Genomic DNA, 18,634 nt, shown 5'->3' on the forward strand with positions numbered 1-18,634 from the left:
AGCCCTTTATTGTAGCCTAACCGAATAAGCATTCATCCTCATCCAACCAACTATTTCATCAACAGCCTTATCTACTGAATCAGCCATTAAAATAAAGTCATCCATCCTCTTCAACACCATTTCTATCCGGAAGCAGCCACCACCAAGTGTAAGTTCCGCAATACGAGTGCGGTGCAACACCTTACGTTTACCCTCGTGTAGCGGCATCATATACCGTAGTCTTTCAGCCATGTTGTAACAATCAAAACTACCGGCCAACCATTCACCGGCCATGCGCATCTCTTTTTCCGCCCGGTCGGCAGCCCTCAGCATTCCAAATTCCATTGGAAATCTAAAGTTCACTACCACATCACGTTCGTTCAAATCCATGGTCGTAAAATAAGCCGCGAACACAGTTTTTTCGTTCTTTCCTAATATCTTCATCATGATAATTCTACTTGTGTAAATATAAATACAACATTATACTCTATCTATTATCTCCTCATCAGTCATTCAGTGCACTGCCTCAGGCACAGGCAACTGTGCATACTTCATGCCGATAGCCCTCAGTTCAGAGAACCAACGTCCCTCATATTCGCGGCTCGACATCCCGACGCCAACCTCAACCGTGCGCCCTGTTTGTTGCGCCCAAGGTACAAGTTCGCCAAATGCAGTCAGCGCCAAAGTCTGCGGATAAGCCTCAATGGTTTTGATAATAATCGTACATTTTGTAATACACTGTCCGTCACGTCCCTGAAAACTCTCAGCGGGAGTAGCACCCGCAATTCTTGCAATTACTGTTGTAATCATTTTATTATTATTTTAAATTTACTTTCTCTTTCAATTTTCACCCCAATAAATATTATAGAGGTGCTGAATAATTATCCCGCTCTATAAGTGGAAGTATTCCCTCTTTTTTCAGTTTATGATAGATGAATAGTCGTCCCTGTTGCGTCCAGCGTGTGTACATTTTGGCTCCTTGCGAACCATCAAACTTTAAATATGTTACAGTATTACTCTGTACATAGCCCATTGTCTTAAAACTCGCATACAGAATCCACTGCTCATTCTGGCGGAATTGAACATTCATATCTCTCAACAGTTCGTTAAACGCACGGGCACTGTATCCATAATCCTGAGCAATCTGAGTTATTGTAACCGTCTGCTTCGAAGTGAGCACCATAGCACAATAGTCTGCCATCGGTTTTATCTCATCTATCTTACGTGTCAGCATCAGTCGTTCGCCTTCTGCATTCTGTCGGGCTATCCGTTCCTGTTTCAGAGCAGAGAGTAGAGAGATGCCAAAATCAGGATTCTTCATTATGCGTTCTATAGTATCATCCGTTGCATACGCTCCATGCTTACGGATGGACGGAAGAACATCTGAAGTTACCCACTTTCGAAACTTTCTAGCCTCAGGTTTTCGCGAATCAAAAATAGTGTCGTAAAGCCCATCCTCATTTACGAAGATCAGCAAGTTTTTTCTTCCTCGTATATCTTTCACGCTATGTTTTGAAAACATACCGTCGCTAATACGACGTTTTACATTAGGAGCTTCCAAATCCAGAGCTTTGCATACATCCGACAGACAGAATAGCGGTTCGCCGTTGTCATCAAGAATAATGCGAATTTGACCGAAGTCTTCATTCTTGAAAATTTGTATTTCCTTCATAATTATATTATTTATGTTAGAATGTTTGTCCGAGATTTGGAGCTGGCCAGTCATCCGCATCCCTTGGACGATGTCTTGAGGATTGTGATCCCGTTGACAAATAAAAAACCGGTACAACCTCTTTCGAGATTGCACCGGCAAAATTACAATGATATATTTTTAATGAAGATTAGGTAACCTTACTATCGGGATTACCTAATCTATTATTTAATTTGAGTTCGACGAATTCAATACTGTGTGAATAGTATGTTCTACAGAAAAAGGCTTATTTCTTATGAAATAAAAGACAAGCGCCTAAAGTACTAAACGTATTCTATATAAGGCTTTCAATTGTTTTTATACCTTGTATTTGCAATTTGTATTATCTTCTTAATTGCATCATTGACATTTTTTATAACAGTTTCTTTCTTGAATGCCTTGTGGATGTGTCCTATCCTAATTACCGGACATACTCAATAGTTTACTATATGCCCTAAAAATTAATATCTGCTGTTTTTATCAACATACTTGAAATAACCTCAACTCAGTATATCCTTGTACATTTTGCTGAATGTACGGTGATATTTCTGCTTAAAGTAATACTGAAAAATGTCATCTTTCGTTTGTCTGATAGTCTTCTCATCATCGTTGCCGTATACCAATTTGGCTATCTCTTTAATGTGGGTATCGGTAAATCTCTGTTTTAAATCCATCAATCTCAGAGCTTCTATCTTATGGTAATTATAGCGATCTTTCAGTTTGAAAAAGTCAACCTCTTCCTCGTACTTCTTTTCTCTTGAACAGTCAAATTCAATTGAATAGTCATTCTTATTGTCAACATAAGAAGTCGTTGGGGTGAGGGGAGCAACGGTTATTGAAACACTCTCGTCAAACTTGTAATCATCACAAGTTGGACTAAATAAACACATTTCATCAATATCTTTTATGCCAAGAACTTTGCTACCTTTTAACTTCCCATTGCAGACTTGGCAAGACGGAACAAAGTTAAAGAGAGACAAAGCTACAATAGGACAAGAACTCTTATTAAGGACATGGTCAAGATCGAAGTGGTTTTTCTCTTCGTTTGCAAATTTCTTCAACATATTATTAAACTTAGGCTTAAAATAAACGCCCCTGCTTTCAAAATCCTTCGCATCTACAAATTTACGTTCATCTCTTTTACTCACGATTGATATTGGGGTCTTCTTATTCCCGCCCAAGCGCTGGTGCAACATCTGCTCGCTCGCTGTATTTAGGAAATCCAACAAGGTGGCTTCATCAGAAATATCTAGACCGTAGCTATTTACATACGACATGTCACAATAATAGCATGTGCTAAGGTCTAAATCATCCTTATGCTGCATGAAGAATTTCGCTATTTTAGGCTGGTTTGTTTTATAATTGAATAGATTCTTCAATTTCTTTTCCATTTTTGCATCCACCCCTAAGCTAATATATTTCAAGTAAATCTTGGCAAGTGTTCTGAAATCAGCCTTGATAATTTTCTTAATGTCAGAATCGAAGTCCCCTTGTTTTATAATGTGCTTCTTCTCCATTTCCCCAAGAAGTTCTGTCCACTTAGTTTGCTTTTCAACAAGTTTGTCGAATATTTTGATATACTCGTCGGCAAGAGTGTCTCTGTCTTTATACTCAATCTTTCTCATCTTCATTTAGATTTTTCAGTTTTTTCTCAATCTGACTTTTTTCTGAATCGATCTCATTTATACGTTTCTGTAGTTCTTCTTTTTTAACTGATACTAGCCACATTTTCAGCAGAGCCTGTTTTGCTTTCTTTTGTATATGTTCATCTCCAATGTGATCAACAAGATACTGATACGCCTTTAAATCTTCTTTGCTCAAAACTAACTTAGAATTGTTCTTTAGTTCTCTATATTTGTTAAAAAAATCCGTAATTTTTTCTTGTGCCAGCTGACCGACAGTATACTTCATAAAAAAACTTTTGTTAAGCATATCATATATATTTGAACAAAGTGTTTCTCCAAAATCTTCATCACCACCATCTTCTGGAAGTTTTAAAAACATAATATTTGACTTTGGTATGTCGCTTATAATAAAAGGTGAGTGCGTCACTATTAGTATATTCACACCTTCAATGTGGTTCAGCGAGATGTTCTTTAGTGCATTAATAAGATACGATAAAAAACATCGTTGCAAGTCTGGATGATAATATAACTCCACTTCATCAAATATTGCATTGATGTAACGGTATTTTATATCTGAATTTACTTCCTTACCTTGCTTAACATCCCTATCCCAAACTGAATTAACATTCACTAGATGATAGACAAAGTTACTAATGGTATAAGTCAGCTGTCTTTCACCAGAACTCAACCCTTCAAATGGTATAACATTTTTGTCATCGTATGTTCCATCATCTTTGATATCTTCATTCTTGACTAAACGAAAAGCTGTTTCAAAGATTGGTGGTGGAACCAAATCTGACTTTGTCGCTTTAGGGAATATTTTTTTAAGTTTCTCCAAGGCTTCATTGGTCATATTATCCAATACAGCAAAATCGTAAACGCTCCCTTTTTTATAAGGAAAGTACATACCAGACCTGAGATAATTTACAGTCCGTCTGAGTTTGACTGTTATATGACTTTCATCAAGTATTAAGTTGTCAAGATAACCTTTTAATTTTGTCTTGTCATACAGTTTCATATCCAGAAAACGTTTTGCGCTTTTGTATATATTATACGTGCGGAAAATTTTAATTGTCTTATAAGCTAAATAGTTGTAAGCTCTTTTGTTTTTGTTAGTTTCTGGTCCTATTAAATTAATAAAATATTCTTTGATATCATTGCATATAGTTTCCAAATTAGCATAAAGGTTAGTATTTGGTCTTATATTTAGATTTGACTCAATATTTTTTTTATTCCAGTCATATTTGCAGAATGATAAAGATAAGCCTACGATCTTTAAGCTTTTGTTAATGTCACGAAACGGAAATTTGCCATCGCTATCTTGATAAAAAATCATGGAAAGCAAACGGTCTCTTGCTCTTTCATTTTCATTAGCGCCGTTCAATACACCTTCTTCACGCATTGGGTTCAGCACAATAGGTGTTTGGTAGCCATCGTTCTTATGGAAAAGACCAGTATGCCAGAATCTGTATTGTGACTTGGCTGGTAATTTTTTATATTCATTCTCTCCCATAATATGTGAAAGTCTTTTGCCTTCGGTTTCCTCACTCATATAGTCGCGGTAGTTGTAGGCATAAATGGAATAATTAAAAATACAGGTGTAGAACAACTCCGACAATTCAGTCCGCAGGTCTGGCTTGGGATTCAAAGGCTGGTCTACGTCTTTTTTATTTGAAATAATCAGCTGTACACTTTCAGCTGTTTTGATAAAATTTGTATTTTTATTGTCATTTTCTTTTTTTTCGTATATATCAATACTAAGCAAACGACCACGCGACTTTATTACTTTAATTTTTTCGCTCTGTAAAATCATTAGGTCTGCATATAAATAATCAACATAATGTAAATGCTCGGCAGACGAGTATACATAATTTTCGCCGATAATGGAAGCTCCTACATTATTAATTATTCTAATTATAAGGTCTAGTATAGTACTCTTACCTGCCCCATTCTTGCCAACAATAGAAGATACAGAAACGGACATATTATTAGAGCCATATAATACTTCATCATCATTAATAGTATTAGACACCCTGATAATATCAGCACCATACGTTACTCCATCATAGAAGTATTGCCAATTGGTATTTCCAAAAAAACGCTTTTGTATTCTTTTTACTCTTTCTATTTCTTTCTCCGATAGATGATCAACAGGAAGATCGGCTCTAACACCTAATATTTTAAAACTTGATTTCATCTATTTTAATATTTTAATTAATATATTTTAATCATTCTACTATTCGACAAATATAGATATTTGATGCCATCTTGCATTAATTAACAAACAAATATAACAAATAAATATCACTATGTTTGCAGAGAACAAAGTTACTGAAAAATTCTGTACAATGTATGATTTATAAAAAGTTTTTTATACCCTGATGAAAAAATATATTTCAAAGGTTATCAACATAAAAAACGACATCATCAAGGTAGTTAACAGAATATTTTAAGGAAATAAGCGTTATAGAGACTCTCAATTACAAACTTAAGGAAACAGCATAAATTGTAAACTCAAGGCATAAAACAATTGAGAGCCTCATAGTAAATACTTTTGGGGCTTTAGATGCTTATTTTTTTTCAGAAGAAACCTACCTTTTCTGTATAATATACTATTAACACTATTCTGAATTTATAGAATTCAGGTTATTTTTTATGTCTGCTATCCATAGTGTTTTCCAAGTCACTAAAGATTTCATTAAGACTGTGCTTGATATTAAATTTATTAATAGCCTGTGATATAGCCTTTGCTTCAGTTCCTAGTCCGTACTTCATGATATTTTTTATTGCCATGTCACGGTTTATATTTCCACTTTCCAGTTTAAAATATCCGTTATAGAACATAGCTTCTAACACCGCAATTACATATTCTTTCTTACCATCTGCTATTCTTATTGGCGACTTAGCAAGAGGTTCTGTTCCAGACATTGTATCTCCATCCACAGTATCCAGCAACTCGTCTATATCACTAGATATAGATACGCTGCCTACGAAATAATCTGTGATAAAGTCTTTTACTTTACGACTTTCTACATATCCGAACCCTTTTCTGAATTCTTTGTCAAGGATTGTGTTTATCTTATTATCATGTTTCTCTATAGAGCGCTTAAGCAATCCTACCGCCGTAGAATATTTAACGTTTTCACCTCTCACCAGAATTTCTACCACACCTTGTATAATAGAACTTACAGCTAGGCAGATGTCAGCATCTTCAGCACCATCTAACTTATCGTTAAAATAGAGTTGTAAATCCTCCCAAAGACAGTCACAATAACTCCTTGCCTCCAGATCTGTATAACCAATAATACTATCTATTGTGAACATACAATGATAAAAAAGTTCACAGGGAGACAAGGTAAAAGTTTTAGCCCTCTGACCTAGATGAAGACACGGACCACGAAAAGCCTTATAGATTATATTGTCTTCATACCTACCTTCTATGGCCTTTATTTCGTTTTTGCTGAATTGGTTCTTCATCATTATAGTCTTTCAGTAGTTCGTGTATACGATCTAACCATACCGTAAGCGCAAAGTTTCCATCCACGCTCTCATAGTTAAAATCTTTTTCTCCAATCTCAAATTTTTCTATCACGCCATCTTCTACACCAAACTGTGCCATTATATCCATTCCATACTTATATACGCCGAATTTTCTAAATTTCACAGTCAGGTCATAACCCTTCTGTGTCATACATATATTAGCCATATTAGTAAGGTCATCATACAAGTCATCCAGTTTTACTTCGCCCTCCCCTTCCGCATTCAGAGTAACAGCAGCCTGACTTTCAGACTTCTTTGCCAAAGCCGAAACTACAGTAATTATATCCGATGGATTAGGTTCTCGAAGTTCATCTTCTGATGAAAAATCTAAACGAACTTGTTTCACTACATCCTTAAACTTACTTCTTACATCATTTACAACCGTCCAAAACTGGTTTTTGTCCTTATGTTCCTTGTGCAATTCTAGTCCAATACCATATGAACTAAGATTAATGCAAAAAGCTCTCTCGAATATTGTTTTAACTTTATCCGGATTGCTGTCGAAAGCCGATGATTTCTCAATTGCGATAAACTGCCTGCCCGGGCGATTATCTATAACTATGTGGCAAAAAGGATGATGCTCATGCGTAAAATCTTGTTTATGGTTGATCGTGTGTTTCACCTTATTATTTTCTATTGTCATAAGGATCACATTATTCCAAAGAGCCAAAATCTCATTATCGTAAGATTCTAACTCGCTAGTCATATTATCACCATTACCCGACGACTTCACCACCGTCATTTTTACGTTGCTTTTTGCTACGAAAAAACTCCCGAAGCATTCTTCCGGAGTTTTATAAGGGGCTCGTTTAGCTCTTGCTTTAACTTCTGCATCCTCAAAGATATCTTTTCTGCCCTCTAATACAGTTAATTTGTATTTATATATCGCAAATATTGGCATCTATAAAGAGTTTATTTGTTTATTATTGTTATTGCATTTCTACTACACGAATTACAATACACAAAAGCATTTTGCAATTTCATTTTCAAAATGAAGCACAAAATTAACGAAAAAATATTTAAAAACCTAATATTTATTGAGAAATAATCACAATATATAAATTAATACATTCACTTCGGTATTTACCAAAATATTAAGAATTGCATTCACAAGAGTTATACCTCATTAATTAAATGTTCAAGAATGCTACCTAAATGATATTCCACCATCCCTTCGTTATAAGTGATATCAGTCACTTCTACTATTGCACTCTCGCTATTTTTATTATATCCCACGTGTAGACGAATGACATCATAACGTCTAAGATACCGCTTGCCATCTGTTTCATCTATATAAGTATACTTATTAAGTTTCGTTTGCTTCAATTCACGGTATTCTATTTTCTTTTCGCCTTTCATAATCTCATCAAAGAATACTTTCTTAATGTTCAGCGTCAAAACCTTCATACCCGTTGTGTCAAATACAGACTCTGACTTGACAATTGTCTTTTCCAAACACATCATCTGCGAATTATATGAATATTTAGTAATACTCCCATCCAATATTTTCTTGATAATTGTATCAATTACAGGCAGAGGTACCACATACCATTCTTTTGGATGACATACATTACCGGCGTTATCTGTTATACTTATTTGCATCTGAACAGTATCAAGCACTTGATGAATCAATGTTTCAAATACATGACTGTTCAAGTTTACTATCTTGTAAGAAGCTTCTATTTTTACAGGTGCCATAAGATAAGTAGGGTCTTTTGCTGCATCTGTGATTCTTTCTTCTACAGTATTTACGGTGAAACCTATCTTATAAAGATATTTCTGATTAGCAATCTCAGGAACCTGTGAAAGTGAACTCAACACATAGATATATCCGGTCACTTTATCTTCAGTAGATAGACGGCAATCAGCCATCATTGATTGGTCAGTTTCCTCTTGCGTTTCAGTGATGGCATAGCCATTACCTACCACACTTTTACGAAGTGTCTGAAGTAATATATCAGATTCAGTTCCATTTTCGAATATACAACGAGTACGGCCATCCATCAAGCCATTTGTTGACTTACTCAATTCACCTGTTTGCTCCAGCAATAGTATTTGTCCTTCAATCACATAGAAATGTCCGGCACTAAAATTATAAGTTTTTGTCACCTTAATCAAGCTGCGTCTACCTGCTTTCAGATCGGCATGTACTTGATTGAATAGATCCTGATAATTTCCGAAGTTTTCGCAAACTTTTCGTTGAGCAACATAATCAGGTTTACTTTTCTCAACCTGGACCCTTTTCATATCGGCAGGTATATCAAAGAGCGATTTCTCTTTGTCTGATATATCCAATATTGGATCATTCAATATTTCATCAAGTTCTTTATCAATATCCATTTTAGTCCTCCTTCAATAGGTTTAAACGGTCATAAGCTTCCAATCCGGCACTTTTATCTCGTCTCAATGCTGCTAAAGAGCGAGCCATAATTTTCTCTTTTAAATCACCGTCGTTTTGCGGTATTCGATTGCCGTTAGCCTCCGACCAATCTGCTATCTCCAGAAGAGTTTTAACCCTTCTGTCATCTGCTGTGATTGCGGCTGCCTTAGGGCGGACATTATCCAGAATTGGATCATCAAATAATTTCAATAATTCATTAGGCCATTCCATAGTTATTCTTCTTTTTCAGGTTCATAATCCAATCCCATCATCTTACGTATTTTGAGATTCTTAATTATTTGCAACGCACAAGCTAATTCACATGTTTTCGGATTAGGATCATTAACCGAAGGCTGTTGGCCATCATGCTCTGCCATCCACCTTCTCAATGGACCTTTAAAAAGCTTGATAGCCATTTCTATTGGCATATCAAATTTCTGTTCAGCAATCGTATCTTGAATAATCTTAAGTGTAGGCGCATCCACTGTTTTCGACAGTACCTGATAAGCACGCTGGAACGGATTGATGGTATCTATCAGATTGATACTTAATTTGTCTATATTAATAAAACGGTTGGTCAGTTTAAGCAGACGATTTCCTTCGCTCTCCTGTTCATCATCATTGACTTTAATATCAGTAATGTCTATAGGATTACCCTTTTCATCCACAATATCATTACCCTTTATTATTGTATCAAGTAGTACACGTTGACGAACCTCCTCCACTTCAGATTCTGTCAGGTCAGGATATTTTTCACGTATCACTTTCGGAATCAGATGTTGTGTGATAGCTTCAGCTGTAGTGCTTCCGCTGATAGCTTTCACCACCAAGTCATCTTGCAGTATGCTAGCTTTTAGGTCGTCTAGCTGTTCTGCTACTATCTGCTTGGTTTTAACACTTGAGAGAGGTTTAAGTCCCTCAACAACTATTGTATGGACAGTGTCGTCATCTTGGTCTGTTTTATCCTCTTTAGTAGTTTTAAAATGCCAACTTGGAGCCATAACCTGCTCCATTAACAAAGAAGCTGTTATGGCCTTCAGAAAATCGTTTACTGCCACCTTTACGTCAGGCTGATCTGCATCAGGCATGGCTATCATATTGATAAAACGCGCTGTTTCCTTGCCTTCACTATCGCGAGTGCATCTACCAATAATCTGCACTACCTCTGTCAGTGAACCTCTTACACCAATAGTAAGACAGGTGTCACACCATTCCCAGTCGAAACCTTCTTTGGCAGTACCGAGAGCAATTATGATATCCATATCATCTGCCTTCTTAATCTTATCTAGATAAGCATAAACTCTATCACGTGTTTTGGCATCATCATCCACCAAGTCTGCCACCTTCAGCAGTCGCCCATCCTTTGTACGAAGCGTATATATACCATTATTGTAGTCGTGCTTCACTTCTTCACCTATCAGGTGCATTATCTCTGCCACTTCAGAGTACTTGCCTCTTGCCGTAGATGCTCTACTATTAACAGAAGGTATGTGTATGATGGTCTTATGGTGTGTGTCCAGCACTTCTGTGAGATGATCGAGATATACCCCTTTATAAAAATGATAGCCAAGTACAAGATTTTTCAAATAATTGTATCCGTTCAACTGTTGATAATAGTTATAAGTGACGGGATAAAACTTTGCTTCGTCTTCGGCTCTTAATACAGGTATTCCGTCTCCACGAAAGTAACTGCCTGTCATAGCTACAATATGTCCTGTAGAGCTGTTCATCACACGGCGCACAATATCGCCCAATCCACTATTCGCATCAGCACTCGTATGGTGGAACTCATCAATAGCTAGCAGGCAATCATTCCAGTCAGCGTCATCAAGCTGTTTCATGGCATTGCGGAGTGTGGCATGAGCACAAACCAGAATCTTACTTTCAGAACCATACATGAATTCACAGAATCTGCCGGCCTTATCATTTTCGTTTACACCCGACGAACACAAGTCAAAATAAGGTGCAACTTTCCAATCGGCGAAGAATCCTGATTTGATCAGATTGGTATTTCTGAATGACCGGCCAATACTCTTTTCGGGTACAGCCACAACAATTTTCTTAATACCCTGATTAGCTAATTTGTCAAGTGCAATAAACATCAATGCGCGACTCTTTCCACTTGCCGGAGGAGCTTTTATAAGCAAGAATCGTTTATCTCTAAATTGATATGCCTTAGCTTGCATTTCGCGCATACCTAAAGCATCTACATTGGCAGACCGCCCGGTCTGAGCATATTTGATATCTACGAAATTGTTATTATTCTGCATGGTCCTTTATATTCTCTAGTAAATTGTTCAGTTCATCCAAATCATCTTGATCAGCTTTCTTTGCATCCTCGATTTTCCGTCTTTTGTCGAACTCGTCAAATCTGGTGGCGGCAATCTTTTCCATTTCTGCGTTAGAAATACTCCCTTTCGATTTAAGTATATCCTTACCTTGAAATGATAATAAGCCGTTTACATTTTCCCGCCAGAAATCTAACGTAAGGTCTTTACGCTCTTTCACCCTCATTTCTGCTGAATCCAAAAATAGCACAGTGAGTCTGTTCAGTGAGTCTATCTCATCTGAGTTCAAATAGTTTTTGGCGATAACTACATCTCCCTTTCTCACTATTTTACCTTTCCATGATGTCAATGACATGTTGGGGGCAGATGAATCAGCTCTCGAAACTATTATCTCGGCAGCAGTTTGGTGAGTAACAGCATATAAAAGTTTATTTTGAGTTTCAGCAAAAAACATCTCTGTAGCTTTGTCGGTTGCATCATAATCACTGCTTAGTTTCAGTAAGTCTTTTACTTTTTGATAGAATCTCTTTTCAGAAGCGCGTATTTCTCTGATTCTTTCCAGCAATTCATCAAAGTAGTCTGGTCTACCATCCGGATTTTTCAGTCGTTCATCATCCATGGTAAATCCTTTAATCATATATTCTTTCAGGTGCTGGTTTGCCCAAATCCTAAATTGAGTACCTCGCTTACTTCTTACTCTGAATCCGACAGCCAATATCATATCAAGAGAGTAGAATTTTACGTTATATTTTTTACCGTCTGTGGCAGTTATTAAGTAATTCTTAATAACTGAGTTTTCATATAACTCTTTATCTTTCAATATGTTATTAATATGGATGTTGATGTTCGGAACTGAGGTGGCAAAAAGTTCAGCCATCTGATTTTGGTTCATCCACACCTGACCGTCTTTAGCCATCAATGCCACCTTTACCTTACCATCGGCGGTGTTATAGAATATTATATTTTGTTCATTCTCCATTGTCTTCTTCATTTTCTTTATCCTTATTAGGCAGTTGACTCTCAAAAAAACGTTTTGCGCTAAGGGGCGATATCACACTACGTCCTGTCTTCGACTCCAATTCCTTACGTGCCACAGCAGCTACATTTCCTCCCTCAGCAGCACACTTTGAATTTTCCGCTAAGCCTTGTGGATTCTTTACTTTGGTGATGCTTGTGGTTGACAATTCGGCAAGCATATTCAATACCAACTCTTCGTTGGTCATATTATCGCGTAGATTCTCTTTCTTCAATCCTTTTAGCTGTTTGTATTCTTTGGCTGACAATCCGACCCACGAATTATAAATAATGTCTGTCAGTGTAGCAAATTCCTGACCTTCCTTCACTTCGTGGCTTTTCCATTGGTCGGTAAGGCCTTTGCGTATCTCTATTGACTTCAGACGTTGGTTTATCCAATTATCTGAATAACCCAACCGCCGGTAATCTTCGAGTGCTTGATGGATTGAGAGTTCTGGGTCTTGCAACTGGTCAAGACGTTGGCGTGCTACCTCTGCCATCCACAGTTTGAATGGTTCAGCTTTGGGCGAAGGAATAGACTGTATAAGACGAAACAGTTGTTCTGTATCAGCAACATCGGTAAGTCGCATCTTGCCGTCGGCAGCATGCATTTTCAACTGGTGACAATTTGTCACCGTTTCATTTCCTTCCTCTTTCAAGCGTTGCTTTAACTTGTTCCAATATTTACGTGCAGTGAGATAGTCTTTACTCTCGGTCAGCACAGCCACCACATCTACAATGGAGAAATACCATTTCTCTTCTTTGTCGTCCCACACCATGCGGACTTTCTTTTCCTCAAATAGTTTGATTGCTTCTTTCTTTGTCATAGCATGATTTATTTAGAGGTCATCTTTTCGTAAAGCCTAAATAGGCACTCCAGTCGAGCTTCGTCATTGGCAAATGGATAACCCGGATAGCAGCTATCCACAATATCGTCAAGAGCATTGTGCGCTTCTCTGAGATCTTGTGGCATTTTATCTGGGTCGTACATCTCGGCAAGTGTTTTTTCCGGATAACCTGCACGGGTGATAAGTACCTCTTCAGCAGCATTTGTAAGTTCCGCACGCTTCTCGTCTGTAATCTTAGGGAAGGGGAAAGTGTTGTAACATAATTGTGCAGAATAACGATAATCGGTTTTCAATTTTCCTCCAACTGTGCGTACCCATGCCATGTGCATTTTGCTTTCAAGAATACCGAATAGCCATGTCTCAGCATCATAAATGGCGAAAGCTGAATCTGAAGCTATTGTATCTTTATTTAAATATCCTATTGGAATATATTCACGCCGTTCAGAAGAAACACGAGGAATAATAATTGATTCTGTCTCTTTATAGGCTGAAAAGTAGAAACGATTAGGATATGCAGCTAATAGACGTGTGCTTTTTTCAGAACTTTTATTTCTATGTTCACGAACTAAATCTAATTTTTTACTTATTTCTTCTATATTTGAAAATATGCGAGCTTGATCATCATTCATATATAAGCACCATCTTTCCTGTCCATTAATGAATTCTTGCGAACCAATAAAACTATGTATTATGAATTTTAATTGTGGATATTTTTGTAATAAATCATTTTTTTCGAAAGTATCTAAAACTAATTGTCCTCCATCATTTGCCATACTACCAAATCTAAGTACCGGAAAATCAGCGCTTAATGGACTAGAGTTTCTGTGAATATACGAAGAAGATCCTGGTAATAAATATGGATTTATTTTTTCTACTTCAACTTTATTACTATCGTTATATATGGTTTTTGTAGAATGAATTTCTTTAGGTTCAACACCTATAACAACGACAGTAACCCCCGCATTATATTTGGCATTATTTGACCACTTAAAAGACTGATATGCAAAGAATATTTGTGATGTTTTTAGTAAATCTTCCCAAAGTATTGCGACTTGTTCTCCTTGGCAAATTGAGTTAGTACTCACAAATGCATATTTGGCATTATATCCTTCAATAAACTTATTAGCCAAATAGAACCAACATGAAATATAATCTAGGCTTTTGCCTTTATCTCCAATAACATATTTGATATCGCTTTTTTGATCAACTCCTTGATTTCTACTTCCCAGATACGGTGGATTACCAAACACAAACACTTCATCATCCTTCTCATGTGGACAAACTACATTCCAATCCAGCCTACAGGCATTGCCACACTGTATCTGTGTAATATTATGCAAAGGCAAAGCTTGCGTATTAACACCAAACGTCTCAAAGAGCTTGTTGTCCATCTGATGTTGAGCCAACCACAAAGACAGCATAGCAACTTCGTGAGGGAAATCAAGCAACTCTATGCCGTAAAACTGTCGCAAATTGATGCAAGAGCCCATTATTGCACTGATGTTACCCTCACCTTCACACTCCTGTTGAAGTTTAAGAATATCCATTTCGAGGAATCGCAATGACTTATAGGTGATAATAAGAAAATTACCACTACCACAGGCAGGGTCAAAAAATTTCATCTTGCTCATACGGCTTAGCAGAGCATTACTTTTCTTCACTATCGACTGACATTTAGTGGCAAAATCCTTGTTACTCAATGCCCCCATCTCCTTCAGTTGTTTGTTCTGGCGGTACTCCTCATTTTCTTTATTATATTCCTCTCTCAATTCGTCCATGAACAAAGGATTAATCACCTTCATGATGTTAGGTACACTGGTGTAATGCATGCCTTGGTTGGCACGCACACTTGGGTCTACCACCGCCTGAATCATTGAACCAAAAATATCAGGATTGATATTTTGCCAGTCCAGTTCGCCACATTCAATGATAATCTTCCGAGCCTTATATCCCATCTTCGGTATTTGGATATGCTTTGAGAAAAGTCCGCCATTGACATAAGGGAACTGCGATATAATCTTCATTGTATCCTCATTGCGTTCCTTAATGTCCATCACGTTAAATGCTGCATCAAGATAATCGGCAAGGTCACTGCCATTCTCTTTGGTGTATCTTACTATAGAGCCTGTGAAAAGATTATTCTCGAATATGCCTGTATCTTCAGCAAAGAAACAAAAAAGCAGTCTGGCTATGAATATATTCAAATCATGTAGTTCGCTCTTGCTGCTGAATTCATTGTAAGCACGCAGTTCATCATGCAACTTGGCAAGTTTCTCAGCAGCTTTTACATCGGCCGGATTTTCACCCACAGACACGAAACGTTCCACTCCACATAGCGGATAGAAAAAAGCAAAATCACAATAAAGGCGAGCCAAAGGATTCTCATAAGATTCTTTTTCGCGCATATCATAAGCCAGAATTGTTTCGCCATCACTTACAGCAACGATCTTTGGAGCAGCTTTTATTACTTTAGGATCAAGTTTCATACCCTCTAATGCAGATGTTAGCTCAGTAGAATTAACCGGTTTATAACCGAATAGTCCCTTTATAAGTAACCCTTTATAGGTAGATAGTATGCCCTTGCCTTCACGGTATCGGCGTATATCTGCATCACTTTTTCCGAAGGCTTTGAGTATTACATACCCCACTTCTGATGAATGTATACGACGCTCTTTGAGAACTTCCAATGAAGTCTCTATATCTTGATAGCTCAAATTTTGTTTCTTAGCCATAGTATGTTTTCTTTAATGTGTTACAAAGTTACTAAAATATTTGCGGAATTACTAAAAAAACAAATAAAAGTGTATGTCAATATTAAAAACAAATTGATTCACAAAAAAACGTAGTACTTGGTACTGACTTCAATTTCAGGTTCACTATGTCTTACAAAATTAATCATTAATGTATAATCAATATTCCATATCTGAGCGTGAAAAAATGATGTTACTTTTGCTATATTCGATGTTCTTTACGTAGCATCATTTCTAAATTAAGTTAAGGAAATGTACATAAATAAGAAAAATGTATTTAATTTGCAGATGTAGATTGTGCAATGCACATTCAGATAACATCAAATAATTATTTTTAATTAGGAACGCTATGAAACTATATTTTAATGATCAGGCATTCTCATTCGAGTTATTGAGAGCAGTTAGTTATTCGCGCTATCACGGCGCCAGTATTGGTGAAGCATTGGCTACAGCAGCACGCATAAAAGAAGGTGACTTTAATAGTTGGTATGAGGAGTTTTCAAAAACAGCTGATAAGACTGCATTAAGAGCCGAGAAGTGTTTGGAGGGAAAACATAAGACTAGTGCTAAAGAAGCTTTTTTAAGAGCACATAATTATTATCGTACAGCAGAATTCTTCCTTGACGGAACAGACCCACGACGAATGCTGAACTTTGAAAAGAGTGTGGCTACTTTTGAAAAGGCGATGAAGTTATTCAAAACATATTATGAAATAGTGGAGATACCTTATCAGGATACATATCTGAAAGGCTATTTCTTTGGCTCGCACGATTATGATCCAAAGACACCAAAACCAACATTGATGGCTATTGGCGGATATGACTCTACATTGCAGGAACTTTATTTCTGCGCTGCAGCTCCAGCAATAGACCGAGGATATAATTGTCTGATATTCGAACTCCCAGGTCAGGGACAAGCTTTGCGCACTCAAAACCTCATTATGCGCCACGACACGGAAGTTCCTGTAGGAGCAGCTGTAGACTTTATTTCAAAACGCGCAGATGTGGATAAGGATGCTGTGGCTCTATTTGGTATGAGCCTTGGTGGATATTTTGCTCCAAGAGCAGCTGCATTTGATGAAAGAATAAAGGCTGTTGTTACTTTCAATGTGTTTTATGATACATACGAGTCTACACTAAATCAGAACCCACAATTGAAGGTGCTTGAAACTTTGCCTAACGAAAAGAAAGAAGCATTACTGGCTATGGCTGAAGAAAAGAATCCTAGCCTAAGATGGTTGCTCAACAACGGTATATGGGTGATGGGAAAAAAACATCGCTATGAGGTGTTTGATGAGATGAAGAAATACACTCTGCGTGGTGTTGCTGATAAAATTAAATGTCCTGTATTGCTGACAATAGGTGAAGCTGATCACTTTGTGTCAGAAGACCAATTACAACAATTGACAGATTCAATACAATCACCAAAGACAGTATATAGATTTACAAGAGAAGATGGGGCAGAAGAGCATTGCCAAGAAGGAAATCATGAACTATTCCATCAGGTGATGTTTGATTGGATGGATGACCAATTTAACGTGAGTTCGACGAATTTAGAACAAAGTTAATTGTCTGTCAACAGTTCTTTCAACATTGATTGTAGGCTTCTTAGGGAAAAGGCAGTATGCAGCCAATGCTCCAAGTGTATTGACAATAAAATTATCAAAAGACCGATGTCTTGAATGTTCCACTTGTGCAATGTTCTTAAGTTCATCATTAATAGTCTCAATGATAGCCTTTTTCTTAAGAGTAACTTGTCTGAGACTTTCATAATAGCTCCTTTCATGTTATTCTTCAACTTAGTAATGAGTTGTATGCCGTCAACGAAAAGCCTCTCAAACAAGTTCCTGCTGATATAGCCTTTGTCACCAACAAACTTGCAGAATTGAAAATCGGCGAAGCCAAATCATCTGCAATACAAAATATTTCAGTAACTTTATCCTCGGTGATCATAGCGAATATTGTTTGTAATCCTTTGTCTTTCAATACTATAAAGGTACAACTTTTTTCGCTGATCACCAACTTTTTGAGTACTTATAATTCGTCTAACTCACGTTAAATAGAATAAAAACGCCTTATTACCGCCAGGCAAACTCCGCAGCGTCTTCATAATTACCTATTTTGTCAGAAGAACTTCAGTCTAGCAATTCAGTGAAAAAAGTAAAACATCTACTGAAATCAAAAAAAAGACACTGTCAATTCATAATATTGAGACTTGAGACTGAGACTTTTTATTGCAGAAAAAGTATTAGGATGCATAATTATTTGACATTATTTTTACACTTAATGTTAATTATTTTCCTCATTCATTGAAATGAAAAGTTATAAAAGTCTCGGTCTCAAGTCTCAAAAAACTATATTTGAATTTCTTGCTTCTAAAAAATATTATATGTAATAATAATGTAATAATAATATAATTATAATATATAATAATATTATATATTATAATTAAGCTACAGGAGGATTATTAATGGGATTTGAAACCACATGTTTGAGACTTGAGACCGAGACTTTTTTTACC

General features: G+C 36.7%; 16 protein-coding genes. 1 reads left to right on the forward strand and 15 read right to left on the reverse strand.

All coding sequences use genetic code 11. The features are described 5' to 3' along the window. Positions 1-6: 6 nt before the first annotated feature. The 13 genes from XYLOR_RS06925 to XYLOR_RS06985 form a co-directional block, all read right to left on the reverse strand. Positions 7-426 carry a hypothetical protein gene (locus XYLOR_RS06925; RefSeq protein WP_154655690.1) on the reverse strand — a complete coding sequence of 140 codons (420 nt, stop codon included), beginning with the start codon at positions 424-426 and terminating at the stop codon, positions 7-9. A gap of 66 nt (positions 427-492) precedes the next feature. Next, on the reverse strand, positions 493-789 hold the full coding sequence (locus XYLOR_RS06930; RefSeq protein ID WP_036878053.1) for a DUF3127 domain-containing protein: 297 nt from the start codon (positions 787-789) through the stop codon (positions 493-495). A gap of 52 nt (positions 790-841) precedes the next feature. Further along, positions 842-1,651, reverse strand: a complete 810-nt coding sequence (locus XYLOR_RS06935) for a phage antirepressor (protein ID WP_036880854.1) — start codon at positions 1,649-1,651, stop codon at positions 842-844. Between the two features lie 518 nt (positions 1,652-2,169). Beyond that, positions 2,170-3,294, reverse strand: coding sequence for a hypothetical protein (locus XYLOR_RS06940; RefSeq protein WP_154655692.1), 1,125 nt, complete (start codon positions 3,292-3,294; stop codon positions 2,170-2,172). Continuing rightward, a complete protein-coding gene (locus tag XYLOR_RS06945; protein ID WP_036878057.1) occupies positions 3,281-5,491 on the reverse strand; it encodes an AAA family ATPase in 2,211 nt (736 codons plus the stop codon). The genes XYLOR_RS06940 and XYLOR_RS06945 overlap by 14 nt, the downstream gene beginning before the upstream one ends. Before the next feature lie 449 nt (positions 5,492-5,940). Next, complete coding sequence (locus tag XYLOR_RS06950) at positions 5,941-6,774, reverse strand: hypothetical protein (protein WP_154655693.1); 834 nt, start codon at positions 6,772-6,774, stop codon at positions 5,941-5,943. Then, positions 6,725-7,735, reverse strand: a complete 1,011-nt coding sequence (locus tag XYLOR_RS06955; protein WP_036878061.1) for a hypothetical protein — start codon at positions 7,733-7,735, stop codon at positions 6,725-6,727. Before XYLOR_RS06955 ends, XYLOR_RS06950 begins: the two co-directional genes overlap by 50 nt. A gap of 215 nt (positions 7,736-7,950) precedes the next feature. Further along, positions 7,951-9,174, reverse strand: a complete 1,224-nt coding sequence (locus XYLOR_RS06960) for a GIY-YIG nuclease family protein (RefSeq protein ID WP_036878063.1) — start codon at positions 9,172-9,174, stop codon at positions 7,951-7,953. Between the two features lies 1 nt (position 9,175). Further along, positions 9,176-9,445 (reverse strand): hypothetical protein, encoded by a 270-nt coding sequence (locus tag XYLOR_RS06965; protein ID WP_036878065.1) that lies wholly within the window; start codon positions 9,443-9,445, stop codon positions 9,176-9,178. A 2-nt stretch (positions 9,446-9,447) separates the two neighbouring features. After that, positions 9,448-11,484, reverse strand: coding sequence for a DEAD/DEAH box helicase (locus XYLOR_RS06970; protein WP_036878067.1), 2,037 nt, complete (start codon positions 11,482-11,484; stop codon positions 9,448-9,450). After that, positions 11,474-12,493 (reverse strand): virulence RhuM family protein, encoded by a 1,020-nt coding sequence (locus XYLOR_RS06975; protein WP_245601965.1) that lies wholly within the window; start codon positions 12,491-12,493, stop codon positions 11,474-11,476. Before XYLOR_RS06975 ends, XYLOR_RS06970 begins: the two co-directional genes overlap by 11 nt. Continuing rightward, entirely contained in the window at positions 12,471-13,343 is an 873-nt protein-coding gene (locus tag XYLOR_RS06980; protein WP_036878068.1) for a BRO-N domain-containing protein, read from the reverse strand. The genes XYLOR_RS06975 and XYLOR_RS06980 overlap by 23 nt, the downstream gene beginning before the upstream one ends. 8 nt (positions 13,344-13,351) lie before the next feature. Beyond that, complete coding sequence (locus tag XYLOR_RS06985) at positions 13,352-16,096, reverse strand: DNA methyltransferase (RefSeq protein WP_051508918.1); 2,745 nt, start codon at positions 16,094-16,096, stop codon at positions 13,352-13,354. Between the two features lie 367 nt (positions 16,097-16,463). Between XYLOR_RS06985 and XYLOR_RS06990 the strand changes: the two genes are divergently transcribed. Further along, entirely contained in the window at positions 16,464-17,681 is a 1,218-nt protein-coding gene (locus XYLOR_RS06990) for an alpha/beta hydrolase family protein (protein ID WP_036878070.1), read from the forward strand. Here the strand turns inward: XYLOR_RS06990 and XYLOR_RS13325 are convergent. Both XYLOR_RS13325 and XYLOR_RS13960 read right to left on the reverse strand, forming a co-directional pair. Beyond that, complete coding sequence (locus XYLOR_RS13325; RefSeq protein ID WP_374057287.1) at positions 17,678-17,956, reverse strand: transposase; 279 nt, start codon at positions 17,954-17,956, stop codon at positions 17,678-17,680. The two genes, XYLOR_RS06990 and XYLOR_RS13325, sit on opposite strands and share 4 nt — an antisense overlap. After that, a complete protein-coding gene (locus XYLOR_RS13960; RefSeq protein WP_211242073.1) occupies positions 17,908-18,132 on the reverse strand; it encodes a hypothetical protein in 225 nt (74 codons plus the stop codon). The genes XYLOR_RS13325 and XYLOR_RS13960 overlap by 49 nt, the downstream gene beginning before the upstream one ends. Between the last annotated feature and the right edge of the window lie 502 nt (positions 18,133-18,634).

It is taken from the genome of Xylanibacter oryzae DSM 17970, assembly GCF_000585355.1.
GTDB lineage: Bacteria > Bacteroidota > Bacteroidia > Bacteroidales > Bacteroidaceae > Prevotella > Prevotella oryzae.